This is a genomic window from Nonomuraea sp. NBC_00507, assembly GCF_036013525.1.
GTDB lineage: Bacteria > Actinomycetota > Actinomycetes > Streptosporangiales > Streptosporangiaceae > Nonomuraea.
The window spans coordinates 8,719,864-8,734,409 of the sequence record NZ_CP107853.1; the positions used below are offsets into that span (position 1 = coordinate 8,719,864).

A 14,546-nucleotide genomic window follows, 5' to 3' on the forward strand; every position below is an offset into this window, starting at 1 on the left:
CACATGGATCGGCAACTCACCCTCATGGTCGTGCACGCCCACCCCGACGACGAGTGCCTCAGCACCGGCGGCATCCTGGCCCGCTACACCGAAGAGGGCATCCGCACGGTCCTGGTCACCTGCACCAACGGCGAGCAGGGCGATGACCAGGACGGCATCAAACCGGGCGAGGCGGGGCACGATGACGCGGCGGTGGCCGCGCGCCGGCTCGCCGAGCTGCGCGAGTCGGTCGCTCACCTGGGCATCGACCACCTGGAGCTGCTCGGCTACCGCGACTCGGGCATGGAAGGCTGGACGGCCAACAGCCACCCCGACGCGTTCGCCAACGTGCCCGTCCAAGAGGCCGCGGGCAGGCTCGCCGCGCTGATGGAGCACTACCGCCCCCAGGTGGTGGTGACCTACGACGAGACGGGCGGCGGCGGATATGGCCACCCGGACCACGTCCAGGCCCACCGCATCACGGCCGCCGCGGTGGAGTCGACCGGCATCCCCGACAAGTTCTACTACACGGCCATCCCCCGGGCCGCCATCAAGCGCATGTTCGAGATGATGCGCGAGCACGGGATCGACCTCGGCTTCGAGCCGTCCGACGACTTCGGCACGCCGGACGAGCGCGTCACGAGCGTCGTCGACGTCACGCCCTACGTCGAACGCAAGCTCAAGGCGATCAGGGCCCACGAAAGCCAGGGGGAAAACATCTTCCTGTTCCGCATGCCGCAGGAGGCCCAGGAGCAGGCGTTCTCGCACGAGGCGTTTGAGCGGGTGCTGTGCAAGGTGAGTGTCCCCGACCACGACGAGGACCTGTTCGAGGGCCTGCGCGACGGCTAGGCCGCAAGGCGTCCCAAACATTGTTCTGGAGATTGCCATGGGACCGTCGTCAGCCACCAGCTCAAGGACTCCGTCGCCACGATCACCATGGACGACGGCAAGGTCAACGTGATCTCGCTCCAGACGGTCACCGAGCTCGACGCCACCGCGCTCACCGGCGCCCTGCCCCCTGGGCCTGGTGGCGGTCACGGCCGCGGTCGGGGCCGTTGACAGTCGACGCAGCGGTCGCCCACCCGGCGGCAGGCGACGCGGTGGCAGGCGACGAACGACGGAGTGGCAGAGGCGTCTCCCCCGCTCAGACCCTGAAACCCGAGCCTCCGGCCATGCAGAATCACGTCGAACACAGGCCGGACGGCGCGAGATGATGACGCGTATGCGGTTCGGGATCCTGGGTGCCACGCGGGCATGGCGTGACGACGGGAGCGAGGTGGAGCTCGGTGGCCCGGCCCGGCGTGCGCTGCTGGCGCTGCTGGCGCTGCGCGCCGGCGAAGTGGTGGCGGCCGAACGGCTGATCGACGATCTGTACGGCGAACGGGTCTCCGATGGGTCGGCCCACGCCCTGCAGTCACAGGTTTCGCGGCTCCGCCGGGCGCTGAGCCCTGGTGCCGCGATCGAGTTCGTTCCCGGCGGCTACCGGCTGGCGGCGGATCCCGATGACGTGGACGCGTACCGTTTCGAGCGGCTGTCGAACGAGGGGCGCCGGTCCCTGGTGCGCGGTGATCAGGCCCGTGCGGAGGAGCTGCTGCGGGAGGCGCTCGCCTTGTGGCGCGGTCCGGCGCTCGCCGATGCCGTCGACGCCGGGTCCGCGCGGGCCGAGGCGGCCCGGCTCGAGGAGCGCAGGCTAGACGCCCTGGAGGACCGCATCGAGGCGGAGCTGGGGTTGGGCGAGCATCGGGCTGTCGTACCGAAGGTGCGGGAGTTGACCGCGTCGCATCCGCTGCGGGAGCGGCTGCGGGGCCTGCTCATGCGGGCGCTGCGCGCCGACGGCAGGCAGGCGGAGGCGCTGGTGGAGTTCGAGGAGATCCGCCGGCTGCTGGCCGACGAACTCGGCGCGGACCCCGGGCCGGAGCTCGCTGCGATCCACCGTTCCCTGCTGCGCGGCGAGCCGGTCACACGCGGGCTCCCCGCCCAGCTCACCACGTTCGTGGGCCGCGCGGACGACCAGGCCGCGGTCGCCGACCTGCTGGCGAGGAACCGCCTGGTCACCCTGGTGGGTGCCGGCGGCGTCGGCAAGACCCGCCTGGCCGTCGAAGTCGCGAGCACGGAGCCCGAGGTGTGTCTCGTGGAGCTGGCATCAGTGCGCGACGGGACGGAGGTGCCCGCGGCCGTGCTGGGCGCGCTCGGCCTTCGGGACAGCGGCTTCCACATCGGGCAGGGCGGGATGACGCCGGAGTCACGGCTCATGGCCGCCCTGGACCAGCGCGCGGTGCTGCTTCTTCTGGACAACTGCGAGCATCTGGTGGACGCGGTGGCGGCACTGGCCGAGCGGCTCCTGAAACGCTGCCCCACACTGCGGGTTCTGGCGACCAGCCGGGAGCCGCTGGGCATCACCGGTGAGAGCCTGTGGCCGGTCCGGTCGCTCTCGGCCGTCCCGGCTGCGCGACTGTTCGCCGACAGGGCCGCCGCAGTACGACCGGATTTCGCCGTGGACGACGCCAACGCCGCGACCGTGGCGCGGATCTGCCACGGCCTGGACGGCCTGCCGCTGGCGATCGAGCTGGCCGCGGCCCGGCTGCGTACGCACGAGGTCGAGGAGCTCGCGGCCGGGCTGGACGACCGGTTCAGGCTGCTCTCGCGAGGCAGCCGTACGGCCGAGCTGAGGCACCAGACGTTGCGCGCCGTCGTGGCGTGGAGCTGGGACCTGCTGTCGGAGACCGAGCGGGTGACGGCCAGGCGCCTGACGGTCTTCGGCGGCGGCGCCACCGCCGAGGCGGCACGGCGGATCTGCGCGGTCCCCGACGCCGAGGACGTGCTGGACTCCCTGGCCGGCAAGTCCTTCGTGGAAGTCACCGGCGGCCGCTACCGCATGCTGGAGACGATCCGCGACTACTGCGCCGAGCGGCTGGAGGAGGCGGGGGAGGCCGACGCCATACGGCGCGCGCACGCGGACCACTTCCTGCGGCTGGCCAGGACCGCCGAGCCACGGCTGCGGGGCCCCGAGCAGCTCCGCTGGCTGGCCGTGCTCACCGCGGAGGACGCGAACCTGCACGCGGCACTGCGCTGGGCGGCCGAGGCAGGGGAGACCCGGCTGGGGCTCGGGCTGCTGGCGTCCATGGCCTGGTACGCCTGGCTGCGCGGCACCCGCACCACCGTCACGCCGTGGGCGACCACGCTGCTGGAGGCGGCCGGCAGCACCCCGCCGGCGGGGCTGGAGACCGACTACGTGCTCTGCGCGCTGATCGCGGCCGCCGGGGGCGCCCTGCGGGTGTGGGAACGCTGCCTTCCAGCGGCCGAGTCGATCGTCGCCCGCGAGGACCGGCCGCTGGGCCATCCGGCCATCCCGTTCCTCTGGCCCGTCATCGCCAGCGCCATGGGAGAGCCGCGGGTCACCATGTCGGTGATCACCCGGGGACGCATGACCTCGGATCCGTGGCAGGCGGCGATCAGTCACGTGGTGGGGGGTTATCCGACGCTTATGTTGGGCGGTTTCGCGGCGGCCGCGGAGGCGTTCGGCACGGCCGCCGAGACCTTCCGGGTGCTCGGCGACCGGTGGGGGACGGCGCTCGCGCTGGATTCGCTGGCCGCCCTGGCGTACCTGCGGGACGACCCCGACACCGCGATCATCCTGACCGATGAGGCACTCGCCCTCGCCGAGCGCCTCGATGCCCAGGAGGACGTGGCCGACCTGCTGTGCAACCGGGGCGACTACCGGGTCCACCGTGCCCGGACCAGGTCGGCGGGGGGCCTTGACGCGGCGCGCTCGGACTACGAGCGGGCCGCCGGGATCGCGCGCCGCGCGGGCAGCCCTACCTATCTCGCCGCCGCGTTGAGCGGGCTCGGCGACATCGCCCGATTGGACGGCGATCTGGCCGGCGCGCGCCGGCTGTACGAACAGGCCCTGGAGCGGTTCCAGACCCACTGGCTCAAGAGCGCCAGAAGCCGCTTCAACACCCTTCTCGGCCTCGGCAAGGTCGCCGAGGCGTCCGGCGCGCCCGGCGAGGCCCGGATCTGGTACGTTCGCGCCGCCGTGGCGGCCCTGGCCGGGCCGGTCCCCGAAGGCGCCCGCGCGGTCGAGGCCCTCGCGGGAACGGTCCTCACCTCAGGCGACGCGACCTCGGCGGCCCGGTTGCTCGGTGCCGCCACGGTACTGCGAGGAATCCCCGCCGGTTCCGATCCCGACACCGCGAAGGTCGCCGCCATGGCGCGGATCGCCCTGGGCGACGCCCCGTACGAGGCCGCCTACCGGACGGGAGCACAGCTTTCCCTGGCGGACGCTCTGCGCCTGGCCGGCGTACCCGAACCGGCCATTCGCACCCTGGCCGAGGGCAGAGCCGCGAGCCGGCGGTGAGCGATCGGTGAGCGCCGTTGGACACGCTGGCCGCATGGCAACCACACCAGCGAACGCGAACATTCTGATCTCAGGGGCCAGCATCGCCGGCCCGGCGCTGGCCTACTGGCTGCGCAGGCACGGGTTCACCCCCACGGTGGTCGAGCGGGCCCCCGCCCTGCGCGACGGCGGCTACGCGGTCGACTTCCGCGGTGACGTGCACCTCGCCGTGCTCCGGCGCATGGGCATCCTGGCCGACGTCGAACGCGAACGGACCAACATGGGCGACATGGCGCAGGTCAACGCCGCCGGCAAGAAGGTGGCCACCATTCCCTCCGGCCTGTTCAGCGGCGACATCGAGATCCTGCGTGGCGACCTGGCGCGCATCCTGTACGACACCACCAAGGACCACACCGAATACCTCTTCGACGACTCCATCGCCGCCATGACCGAGGACGCCGACGGCGTGGAGGTCACCTTCGAGCGGGCCGCGTCCCGCAGATTCGACCTGGTCGTGGGCGCCGACGGGCTGCACTCCACCGTACGCGCGCTGGCCTTCGGCCCCGAGCGGGACCACGTCGAGCACCTCGGCCTGTACTGCGCGATCTACACCATCGACAACTATCTGGGGCTGGACCACACCGGACGGACCTACGGCGTGCCGGGCAAGGTCGTGGGCGTCTACAGCGCCCGGCGCAACACCGAGGCGAAGGCCATGTTCTACTTCGGCTCGCCACCGCTCACCTACGACCGTCACGACGTGGAACAGCAGAAGAAGATCCTCGCCGAGACGTTCGACGCTGTGGGCTGGGAGACTCCCGGGCTGCTCGACGCCATGTGGGACGCCCCCGACTTCTACTTCGACTCGATCAGCCAGGTCCACCTGGACACCTGGTCGCGCGGCCGCGTCGCCCTCCTGGGCGACGCCGCCTACTCGCCCTCGCCACTCTCGGGCATGGGCACCGGGCTGGCCGTGGTCGGCGCGTACGTCCTGGCGGGGGAACTGGCCGCGGCCGGCGCGGACCACCGCGCCGGCTTCGCCCGCTACCAGGAGGCGATGCGCGACTACGTCGCCGGCTGCCAGAAGATGGGTCAGGGGGTGGCCGGGTGGATGGTGCCCTCGAGCAGGCTCATGGCCTGGTTCGTCAAGCAGAACTACCGCCTGATGCCCTACATCCCGTGGAAGGGGCTCATGGTCCGCGGCGCCAGGCGGACGGCCAGCGCGATCACCCTGAAGGCGTACGCCGCCCCCGGCCAACCGTGATCATGCCGGTGAGTGCCATCGGAGCCAGGCGGCCGCACGCCGCGGTGACCCAGGGGACGGCCACACGTCCGGTCGCACGACGCGGTGACCCGCGGGACGGCCACGCGTCCTGCCGCCCCGCTCGCCCAAGGGCAGGCAAGGCCTAGATCCAGCCGCGGCGTGTGGCCTCCATGGCGATCTGGAAGCGGGTCCGCGCCCCGAGCCGGCGCATCAGCTTGGTGATGTGCCGCTGCACCGTTCGCTCGCTCCACCCCAGCGCCCGTCCCGCGGCCTTGTCGGTGGCGCCCGACGCCAGCAGTGTGAGCAGCCGCTCCTCGTCCCGCGACAGCTCGCCGGCGGAGCCCTCCGGTGACGTCTCCACGCCCGACCCGGTGAGCCGGAGCGGCACGCTGCGCTCCCACACCGCCTCGAAGAGCGCGCACAGCGCGTCGAGCAGCGGCGACGCGTGGATCACGTACGAGGCCGCCACCACGCTGTCCCCCGACCGCAGCAACGGGATGATCGCCAGCCGGTCGTCGGAGATGGCCAGCTTCATCGGCAGGTCCGCGGCGATCCTGGCCTGCTCACCGTGCCTCATCCCGGCCGTGACGTCCTCCAGCCAGCCGGGCAGCTCCAGCACGCTGGTGTCGTAGATCACGCGATACTTGACGCCCCGTTTGAGCAGTTGGAGCTCGATCGGGTTGGACTCGGTGTGCTCCTGCGGGTCGGCGTACGGCGGCCGGTCGAACCCGCGCATCTGGACTCGTGTGTCCTGCTGCAGTTGCACCCACCGGTGGTTGACCTCGTCGCGCCCCGAGACCACCTCGATCAGCTCGCCGGGGTGGGCGAAACGCGTGCTGGCGCGGTAGACGTCCATGAGCGCCCTGATGTGCGTGCGGACGCCGTCCAGCTGGCGTTCACGCTCGCGCAGGATGGCCTCCAGGCTGCTGTCGGGCGAGACGGCGACGTAGCGCACCGGCCGCCCGGTCGAGCGGGTGGCCAGGCCGAGCTCGACCAGCGACTGCAGGATGCGCCTGGCGGCCGACGCGGGGAGATGGCAGTCGTGGACGATCTCCGTCACCGTGGCCTGGGTGCGGCGGACGAGCGCGTCGTACACCTCCTCGTCCTGGGGTCCGAGACCGATCGCCTCCAGCACGGCCCCTCCCCTTCGTGTCGGGTTTACGTCACATGACAGAAAGTCGTCACCCACTGATCTTGTCAGGAAATGACCGGGAATGTCAGCGTTCATCAGCAGCAGTCCCCCGCGGCACCTGAACGAAGGAGCGCGACGACGGCAGGTACGTGGTGTACGAGAGCACCTCGGCCAACCTCGTCGAAGGCGACACCAACCGGCGCAGCGACGTGTTCCTGCACGACCGCGTCGCCGGCCCCGAGGCGCTGTTCGCCGTGAGCGACCTGGACGTGACGCCGGAGGTCTCGCGCTCCGGCCGGGTGCGGGTCCAGGCGTGGGTGAAGAACGTGGGCGAACAGGACGGAGAGTACGCGGCCGTGCTGCGCGTCGACGGCGAGGTGGACCAGCGACGCGGCATCCCCGTGCGGGCCGGCCGCGGCACCTGGGTCTCCTTCGACGTGCGGCGCGCCGAGCCCGGTACGTACACCGTCGGCCTGGGGCCGCTCACCGGCCACTTCACAGTCAAACGGTAAGCCCGCCGAACCATCAGGGGCGCGGGTGGTACGCCCGCGCCCCTTCCGGGGTAGCTGACCGGTACGGGGGTGGACATGGACTACGAGCAGTTCGTCAAGACCGTGGGCCAGCGGATCGGGCAAGGCGCCGAGTCCGCCGGCCGCGCCGTGGAAGCCACGCTCCAGACCCTGTCCGAGCGGCTGTCGACGGAACAGAGCCACGATCTGATGGGCGAGGTCCCGCCGGAAATGATGCGGCTGCTGTATTCCGAAAGCAGCCCCGAACCCTTCGACGCCGACGAGTTCCTCCACCGCGTAGCGGAGCGCGAAGGCGTGGACCTCGAAACAGCCGACCGGCACGCCCGCGCCGTCTTCTGGGCTCTGGGGCAGACCGTGAGCCCCGACGAGATCGCCTACCTGGCGGCCGACCTCCCCCACGACTTCGCACCCCTGCTCGAGGAGGCCAGGCGGCGGCACATCGAGATCGTCCCCGCCGGGCGGTTCCTGGACGCGGTGGCCGGACGCGCCGCCCTCGACCGCGCCGGCGCGCACCGCGCCACCGAGGCGGTGCTGGAGACCCTCGCGGAACGCATCACCCCCGGCGAGGTCGAAGACCTGATCAGCCGCCTGCCCGTCCAGCTGCACGCGCCGCTGAAACGCGGCGTGACCGTGAAGGCGACCCGCATGCCGGTGGAGGAGTTCATACGCCGGATCGCCGAGCGCGAGCACGTCCCCCCGGGGACCGCCCGCGAACACGCCCTGGCCGTCTTCACCACGTTGCGCGAGTCCATCCCCCACGAGGAGTTCCTCGACGTGACGGATCACCTGCCCAGCGACTACGCACCCCTGCTCCCGGCTTCCTGACGGCCGCGCAGCAGGTCCGCCGCCAAGGCGAACAGAAACCCGAACTGCATCGCCGACGCGACCACCAGCCGCACGCTCAACCCGTCCAGGTCAGGCCACGCGACCAGCACGACGACCGCGACCGGGGCCAGGACGCAGGCCGCGACCCACGCCCGGCGCTTCAGCGCGGCGAACCGGCGCAGGAACACGAAACAGGCCGCGAGCCACGACAACGAGACCACGGCGAACGCGACCTCGTGCAGAATGCCGTGCCAGCTCATCGACGCCGGCGCCCCCGCCGGGGCGCCGGGCGGGAACCCGGCGCCCGGATCGCTGGTGAAGACCCCCGCCGTGATCATCCCGATGCCGGTGAGCCCGATCAGCCGCGGCCCCCACGTGCCTCCCCGCCCCCGTCCCAGCATCCGCCGCACTCCGACGGCGAAGGCCACGCACAGCAGGCCGGCCACGACGAAGTCGGCGATCTGCATCCACCCCAGCTCCCCCAGACTCAGCAGACTGATCGGGTGGTAGGTCAGGTCGAACCCTTCGCGAGTGACCGCCTGCACCAACACCATCACTACGAACAACGGGCCGACAACCAGGCCGCAGGCCAGCAGACGAGCAGTCAGGGAGTCCCGTGTTCCCGGGGACGCGGTCTGCTGTGGCATGTGTGACATCGACGCTCCTTTCGGCGTGGCGCCCAGGTGGCGCCCTCATCGGAGACGTCGAGACGACCTGCCCTTACCGGACATCCGTTCCAGCGACGGTCGCTGTCCCGCAAGGGGCATCGCGCAACGCTGACATCAACACCTGCAACGCGTTCTGAGGGAACTCCGCGCACCGGATTGGCCGGCGGCACGGACCGACGTCGCCGCCGGTGCGTACGACACCTCAGAAGGCGAAGCCGCCGGGGCGGCCGTTGCGGTCGGCGATCAACCCGGCCAGGGTGGCGAGGGCGATCTCGGGAGGAGTACGTGAGCCGATGTTGAGCCCGATGGGCCGGTGCACCCGGGCGATGTCCTCCGGCGGCACACCCAGGTCGGTCAGTGCCTGCACGTGTGGCCCGGTGTGGCGGGGACTGCCCATGATGCCGATCCACCGGGCGGGCGACTTGAGCAGGTCGCGAAGAACGGGGCCGATCTCCTCGCGGTGATGGTCGGTGAGCACCACGTCGGCCGTGGCGTCGACGTAGTCGCCGATCTCGGTCTCCGCCGTGAACCCGCCGAGGCGGCGCCCGGGATCGGGCTCGAGAAGGACCGTGCGGTAGCCGAGCTCGGCACCGAACCTCAGCAGACAGTCGGCCACCGGAGAGGCGAAGACGGCGACCAGCGTCCGCCCGGTCTCCTCCGCGGGAGCATCACTGTGGGCCACCTCACACGCCGGGCCTTCGTCATGGGTGTGGGTCATAACCGCAGTCTGACACGAAGCGGCGCGTCTGCGCCGTAGCGCGTGCCGGGAAACCCGGCAGCCACCGCCTCGAAACAAGGTCGAAACTCTCTCTTCCCCCGTGCCGGATTCTTCTTTATCCTCATGCTCAAGAAAATCTGTGAACGTTCACAGTCCGAGAACGTCGACTTTGCCCCCATAAGGGCGTTTTTCTGGCCTGCCTTCATCACATCCGTCCGTGAGCGTTCACAGAAGCAGCGGATCAAGACCACCCCCACCCATTTCTTGGTCAAGGAGATCGGAATGGCCGTCTACCACCGCTTATGGAGGAGAACCAGGGTCACGCTCCTGCTGACGCTGGTGATGCTGCTCGCGCTCATACCGGCGAGTCCCCCACCCGCCTCCGCCGCCACGCTGACCATGCGCGGCGCCGACATCTCCTCGGTCCAGCGCAGCCTGGACCTCGGCGCCAGGTACTACAACGCCGCCGGCACGGCCGCCGACCCGCTGGACATCCTCACCGGGGTCGGCGTCAACTACGTGCGGCTGCGCATCTGGAACAACCCGGCGAGCGGATACAACAACAAGGCGAAGGTCCTGGCGTACGCCAGAGCGATCAAGGCCAGAGGTCTCGGCCTGATGATCGACTTCCACTACTCGGACACCTGGGCGGACCCCGGCAAGCAGTACAAACCGGCGGCCTGGGCCGGCCACGGCATCAGCCAGCTCCAGACGGACGTCTACAACTACGCCTACGACGTCTGCACCAGCCTGAAGGCGCAGGGCACCACGCCGGACAGCGTGCAGATCGGCAACGAGATCAACGTCGGCATGCTCTGGAACGACGGCAGGGTCGTCAACAACGACTTCACCAACCTGAGCCTGCTGCTGAAGGCCGGCTACAACGCGACCAAGGCCTGCAACAGCGGCACCCAGGTGATCATCCACACGGCCAACGCCAACAGCCTCGCCAACGCGCGCTGGTTCTACGACGGAATCCGTGCCAAGGGCGTGCCCTGGGACATCACCGCCCTGTCGTACTACTGCATGTGGCACGGCTCGCTGTCCACCCTGTCCACGGTCCTCAACGACGTGCGCACCCGCTACGGCAAGCCTGTCATCGTGGCCGAGACCGCCTACCCGTTCACCGCGGCCAACGCCGACAGCGAGGCGAACGTGGTGAACGGCTCGGCGCCGTGCTCGGGCTACCCGGCGACGTGGCAGGGCCAGGCGAGCAACTTCACCGCCGTCCAGAACACCGCGCGCAACGCCGGAGCGATCGGGGTCTTCTACTGGGAGCCGACCTGGTACGCCATCTCCGGTAACGGGTGGGACCCGGCCAACATGAACGGCACCGGCAACCAGTGGGACAACATGGCCACCTTCAACTGGACCGGCGGCATCAACCCCAACATCAGGTGGAACCCGTAGGGCGAGCCGAGGCCCCGCCCGCGATTCCGGGCGGGGCGCGCCCCGCGATCGACCCGGCCCGCGACCACGCGTGCTTTGATGGCGGCGATCGTAAGAAGCGGCTCATCTGGATTGGCCGCAGTCGGCGGCGGCCACGACTTTGGTCGATGCGGTGTGACCGGAAGACGGATGCGCGTCACTTTCGGTCTGTCTAGCATCTGGCCGGACAACGGTGTTGACCGGCCGTCGTGCCGGGTGGGCGGCCAGCCGAGATGACCGATGGGGAGCCGGGGATCGTGGCATGGGAAATCAAGGGGATCTCGTACGCGATCGAGGACGCGCCGACCGACGTTGTGCGCCGCGACCTGCGCGTCATCGCCGAGGAGCTGCACTGCACGGCGGTGATGCTCATCGGCACCGAGACCGGGCCGCATATCGCGGCCGCGCAGCATGCGCTGGAGGCGGGTCTCGACGTCTACATCCGGCCATATTTTGCCGACCGGCCGCGCTCGGCGCAGCTGGCGCACCTGGCGGCGACGGCGGCCGCGGCCGAGGAACTGCGCGCCCGGCATCCCGGCCGGGTCACGTTGCTGGTCGGCAGCGAGTTCTCGCTCACTGCCCCCGGGATGATCCCGGGGCCGCGCGTCGTCATTCGCCTGCAGGTGCTGGTACGGCCGCGGCTGCGGCGGCTGTTCGACCGCCGGATCACGCGTAGGCTCAACCGCCTGCTCGCCGACGCGCTCAGGACGGCCCGCCGCAGTTTCCACGGCCCGATCAGCTACGCCGCGGGCGGCTGGGAGAAGGTGGACTGGTCCGGCTTCGACGTCATCGGCGTGAACTTGTACCGTTCCGGCACCGACCCTGCCGCCTACGAGAGGGGGCTGCGGACCCTCCTCGATGGCGCCGACAAGCCGGTCGTCATCACCGAATTCGGCTGCGGCGCCCACGTGGGGGCCGACCAGCGAGGACCCGGCTCCTTCCGCATCGTCCAATGGTTCGCCGATGAACCCCGCGTCAAGGACGGCCACGTCCGCGACGAGCACACCCAGGCCGCGTACCTCGGCGAGCTCATCGACCTGTACGCCGTGCACGGCGTCCACGGCTGCTTCGTGTTCACCTTCGCCATGCCGGACTTCCCGCACCGCCCCGACCCACGCCACGACCTGGACATGGCCGGCTTCGGCGTGGTGAAGGTCTCCGCCGACGACATATGGGCGTGGGAGCCCAAGGAGGCCTTCCACGAAGTGGCCCGCAGGTACGCGTCAACGTGACGGGCGAGCCCTGCGTCGAAGGCGTCGAACCATGGCGCGCCCGGCTGCGTCGAACCACATGTGGATCACGTGAGAAGCCGCGCGCTCGCCCTGGCCATGGCCGTGGGGGCGGTGCTGCTCCTGGTCACCTACGGTTGTCAGGTGCCGCCCGTGCCACCGTTCGACACACCGCACGCGGCGGCCGCCACGGTCGAGGACATCGCCGAGCGCCTGCGCCGCCACGTTGACGACACACACCTGATCGACGGGCAGCATGCCGCAACGTCGCCCGCCGTACCCCTGATGCCGGCGTGCCAGGAGGAAAGCGATCTGAGGCCGCCGATAGGCGTTCCCGCCTACAGCGCGAAGCTCAGAGTGGCCGAGTTGCCGAGGCCGCTGACCTTGAGGTTTTGGATCGTCCCGCCGGAGCGGTCGCAGCAGCTGGCGGACCTCGCAGGCCGTGCGGCGCGGCGGTGCGCGGGCGACAGCACCGTTACGCTGCCCTTCGACCGCGAGGGCTGGCACGGGACGCAGCTCATGAACACTGCGGCGCGGAGCCCGGACATGGGGGACGTGACGACCGAGGCCTACATCGTGGCCGCTCGCGGCCAGTTCCTGGCCGAGGCGTCGTGGTGGTGGCCCATCGAGCAGGGCGAGACCGAGGACCCGTACTGGGTGGGACAGGGTGTCGTGGCGTCGGCATCCGCGCTGACCGCCGTCGGAGGCCGCCGGGACGGCCCCATGCCCGTGCCGTCTCCGCGGCCGGGCCTGGGCGCGCTGGCCGCGGCCCTGCCGCCGCCCTCGGCGTACGGGCTGGACGTCGCGCCTTGGACCGGCGGCGACGACCGGTCCGATCTGACGTGCACCTACCACATGGTCCACAAGAACCTGCCCGCCGCGGTGCCCATGGTCAGCAGGGTCCTGACCGGCCGGGTCACCGTGCATGAGGAGGTGCTCCTCATGCCCGACGCGGCGCGAGCGGAGAGGGCGCGCCGTCTGCTGGTGACGCCGGAGGACGAGTTCAAGAACGTTATTACGGGCGAGGACGTCATCAGGCCCTGCGAGTATGAGGACGAGGCCGAACCGGTGCGAATCCCCTACACAGTGGAGCCCTTCGCACGGGGCGGCTGGACGGGCGAGATGGAGAGCCATGCCGTGCGGCGTCCGGAGCTGCCCCGTGACCCGACGTACAAGGACTCGGTCGCGCACATCGCACTGATCGTCCGGAGCGGAGCCACCGTCGTGCGCCTGATCTGGCAGAGCCCGGCTGGAGCCGACCTGGCCGGCGCCCTTCGCGAGGGCCGCGCCGCCCTCACCCGCACACTCGACCGCCTGCCCGGCTAGAACGTCTCACTTGCCTCACCGGCGCCGACGTAGCTTATCGGCGAGGTTGACCAGGTCGGCGGCCTTGAGGCGGGGCATGATGCGGGGGGAGCTCTACCTCTGCACCGGCAACTCGCCGGAGCCGCGGACGATCAGGCGGGTGGGGACCAAGGATCTGCGGGCCTTGGACTTGTCGCCGTCCAGCCTGGCCAGCACCAGCTCCGCCGCCACCACCCCCATCCCCGCCGGGTCCTGGGCCACCACGGTCAGCGGCGGGTCCAGGCAGTCGGCCAGGGGCAGGTCGTCGAAGCCGACCAGGGCCACGTCCTTCCGCCCCGATCGGGACAGGGCCACCACCGCGCCCATCGACGCCAGGTTGTTGCCGGCGAACAGGGCGGTCGGCGGGTCGGGGAGGGACAGCAGGCGCAGGGCGGCGAACTGGGCGGCCTCCTGGTCGTGGCCGGTTTCCACTAAGGCGCGGTCGAAAAGCAGGCCGGCGTGGTCGAGGGCGTCGCGATAGCCCTGGAAGCGTTCGCGGCGGGTGTAGAGGGTGGAGGGGAGGTCGCCGATGAAGCCGATTCTGCGGTGGCCGTGGGTGATGAGGTGCGCGACCCCGGCCCTGGCGCCCTCTCTGTTGGCGCTCACAACGCAGTCCGCCGTCAGGCCGACCGCGGGGCGGTCGAGGAAGACGATGGGCAGGCCGGCGACGCGTTCGGTGCGCAGGTGGCGGTGGTCGCTGGTGGCCGAGGGCACGACCATGAGGGCGCTCACCCGCCGGGCCAGGAACGTCGCGATGAGCGACTGCTCCAGGTCGGGCGTCTCGCTGGAGGAGCCGACGATGAGGGTGAGGCCGCGGGCGCGTACGACGCTCTCGACGCCGCCCGCGACCATGCCGAAGAACGGGTTGCCCATTTCGGGGATGACCAGGCCGATCGCGGCGTCCCGCGCGCCGACGCGCATGTTGCGGGCCATCAGGTTGGGCTGGTAGCCCAGTTTCCTGACGGCTTCCATGACGCGTTCGCGGGTCTCGACGGCGACGGGGCCGTCGTCGTTGAGCACCCGCGAGACGGTCTTCGCCGTGACCCCGACCTCGCGGGCCACGTCTGTCATCGTCGGACGCCGCATTTGAGCC

13 protein-coding genes are annotated in these 14,546 nt (G+C 70.8%); 9 read left to right on the forward strand and 4 right to left on the reverse strand.

Annotated features, from left to right (window positions below):
* Positions 1 to 3: 3 nt before the first annotated feature.
* The 4 genes from OHA25_RS42130 to OHA25_RS42145 all read left to right on the forward strand — a co-directional run bounded on the left by OHA25_RS42130 (position 4) and on the right by OHA25_RS42145 (position 5,579).
* Positions 4 to 828: a PIG-L family deacetylase gene (locus OHA25_RS42130; RefSeq protein ID WP_327582499.1), complete on the forward strand. Its 825-nt coding sequence runs from the start codon at positions 4 to 6 to the stop codon at positions 826 to 828.
* An 87-nt stretch (positions 829 to 915) separates the two neighbouring features.
* A complete protein-coding gene (locus OHA25_RS42135; protein WP_327582500.1) occupies positions 916 to 1,038 on the forward strand; it encodes a hypothetical protein in 123 nt (40 codons plus the stop codon).
* Between the two features lie 163 nt (positions 1,039 to 1,201).
* Positions 1,202 to 4,336: a BTAD domain-containing putative transcriptional regulator gene (locus OHA25_RS42140; RefSeq protein ID WP_327582501.1), complete on the forward strand. Its 3,135-nt coding sequence runs from the start codon at positions 1,202 to 1,204 to the stop codon at positions 4,334 to 4,336.
* Between the two features lie 34 nt (positions 4,337 to 4,370).
* Complete coding sequence (locus tag OHA25_RS42145) at positions 4,371 to 5,579, forward strand: FAD-dependent monooxygenase (RefSeq protein WP_327582502.1); 1,209 nt, start codon at positions 4,371 to 4,373, stop codon at positions 5,577 to 5,579.
* A 142-nt stretch (positions 5,580 to 5,721) separates the two neighbouring features.
* Here the strand turns inward: OHA25_RS42145 and OHA25_RS42150 are convergent, their stop codons facing one another.
* Positions 5,722 to 6,714, reverse strand: a complete 993-nt coding sequence (locus OHA25_RS42150; RefSeq protein ID WP_327582503.1) for a helix-turn-helix transcriptional regulator — start codon at positions 6,712 to 6,714, stop codon at positions 5,722 to 5,724.
* Between the two features lie 146 nt (positions 6,715 to 6,860).
* Here OHA25_RS42150 and OHA25_RS42155 point away from each other — a divergent pair, with 146 nt between their 5' ends.
* Together OHA25_RS42155 and OHA25_RS42160 are read left to right on the forward strand one after the other, a co-directional pair.
* Positions 6,861 to 7,223, forward strand: coding sequence for a hypothetical protein (locus OHA25_RS42155; protein WP_327582504.1), 363 nt, complete (start codon positions 6,861 to 6,863; stop codon positions 7,221 to 7,223).
* A 75-nt stretch (positions 7,224 to 7,298) separates the two neighbouring features.
* Positions 7,299 to 8,066, forward strand: coding sequence for a DUF2267 domain-containing protein (locus OHA25_RS42160; RefSeq protein ID WP_327582505.1), 768 nt, complete (start codon positions 7,299 to 7,301; stop codon positions 8,064 to 8,066).
* Here OHA25_RS42160 and OHA25_RS42165 read toward each other — a convergent pair.
* Together OHA25_RS42165 and OHA25_RS42170 are read right to left on the reverse strand one after the other, a co-directional pair.
* Positions 8,039 to 8,722 carry a DUF998 domain-containing protein gene (locus OHA25_RS42165; protein ID WP_327582506.1) on the reverse strand — a complete coding sequence of 228 codons (684 nt, stop codon included), beginning with the start codon at positions 8,720 to 8,722 and terminating at the stop codon, positions 8,039 to 8,041. The two genes, OHA25_RS42160 and OHA25_RS42165, sit on opposite strands and share 28 nt — an antisense overlap.
* A 214-nt stretch (positions 8,723 to 8,936) precedes the next feature.
* Positions 8,937 to 9,452 carry an XdhC family protein gene (locus tag OHA25_RS42170; RefSeq protein ID WP_327582507.1) on the reverse strand — a complete coding sequence of 172 codons (516 nt, stop codon included), beginning with the start codon at positions 9,450 to 9,452 and terminating at the stop codon, positions 8,937 to 8,939.
* A 282-nt stretch (positions 9,453 to 9,734) separates the two neighbouring features.
* Between OHA25_RS42170 and OHA25_RS42175 the strand changes: the two genes are divergently transcribed.
* From OHA25_RS42175 to OHA25_RS42185, 3 genes are all read left to right on the forward strand, one after another.
* The gene (locus tag OHA25_RS42175) at positions 9,735 to 10,862 is read left to right on the forward strand and encodes a glycoside hydrolase family 53 protein (RefSeq protein ID WP_327582508.1); all 1,128 of its coding nucleotides are present in this window, start codon (positions 9,735 to 9,737) and stop codon (positions 10,860 to 10,862) included.
* A gap of 275 nt (positions 10,863 to 11,137) precedes the next feature.
* Positions 11,138 to 12,112 carry a hypothetical protein gene (locus tag OHA25_RS42180; RefSeq protein ID WP_327582509.1) on the forward strand — a complete coding sequence of 325 codons (975 nt, stop codon included), beginning with the start codon at positions 11,138 to 11,140 and terminating at the stop codon, positions 12,110 to 12,112.
* Between the two features lie 69 nt (positions 12,113 to 12,181).
* A complete protein-coding gene (locus OHA25_RS42185) occupies positions 12,182 to 13,435 on the forward strand; it encodes a hypothetical protein (RefSeq protein WP_327582510.1) in 1,254 nt (417 codons plus the stop codon).
* 93 nt (positions 13,436 to 13,528) lie between these two features.
* Here the strand turns inward: OHA25_RS42185 and OHA25_RS42190 are convergent, their stop codons facing one another.
* Positions 13,529 to 14,539, reverse strand: coding sequence for a LacI family DNA-binding transcriptional regulator (locus OHA25_RS42190; protein WP_327582511.1), 1,011 nt, complete (start codon positions 14,537 to 14,539; stop codon positions 13,529 to 13,531).
* Positions 14,540 to 14,546: the final 7 nt, after the last annotated feature.

Bases quoted from the DNA above. Each gene is read 5' to 3' on its own strand.
- OHA25_RS42130 (WP_327582499.1), top strand. From the start codon at position 4: ATGGATCGGCAACTCACCCTCATGGTCGTGCACGCCCACCCCGACGAC.
- OHA25_RS42135 (WP_327582500.1), top strand. From the start codon at position 916: ATGGACGACGGCAAGGTCAACGTGATCTCGCTCCAGACGGTCACCGAG.
- OHA25_RS42140 (WP_327582501.1), top strand. From the start codon at position 1,202: ATGCGGTTCGGGATCCTGGGTGCCACGCGGGCATGGCGTGACGACGGG.
- OHA25_RS42145 (WP_327582502.1), top strand. From the start codon at position 4,371: ATGGCAACCACACCAGCGAACGCGAACATTCTGATCTCAGGGGCCAGC.
- OHA25_RS42160 (WP_327582505.1), top strand. From the start codon at position 7,299: ATGGACTACGAGCAGTTCGTCAAGACCGTGGGCCAGCGGATCGGGCAA.
- OHA25_RS42165 (WP_327582506.1), bottom strand. From the start codon at position 8,722: ATGTCACACATGCCACAGCAGACCGCGTCCCCGGGAACACGGGACTCC.
- OHA25_RS42170 (WP_327582507.1), bottom strand. From the start codon at position 9,452: ATGACCCACACCCATGACGAAGGCCCGGCGTGTGAGGTGGCCCACAGT.
- OHA25_RS42175 (WP_327582508.1), top strand. From the start codon at position 9,735: ATGGCCGTCTACCACCGCTTATGGAGGAGAACCAGGGTCACGCTCCTG.
- OHA25_RS42190 (WP_327582511.1), bottom strand. From the start codon at position 14,539: ATGCGGCGTCCGACGATGACAGACGTGGCCCGCGAGGTCGGGGTCACG.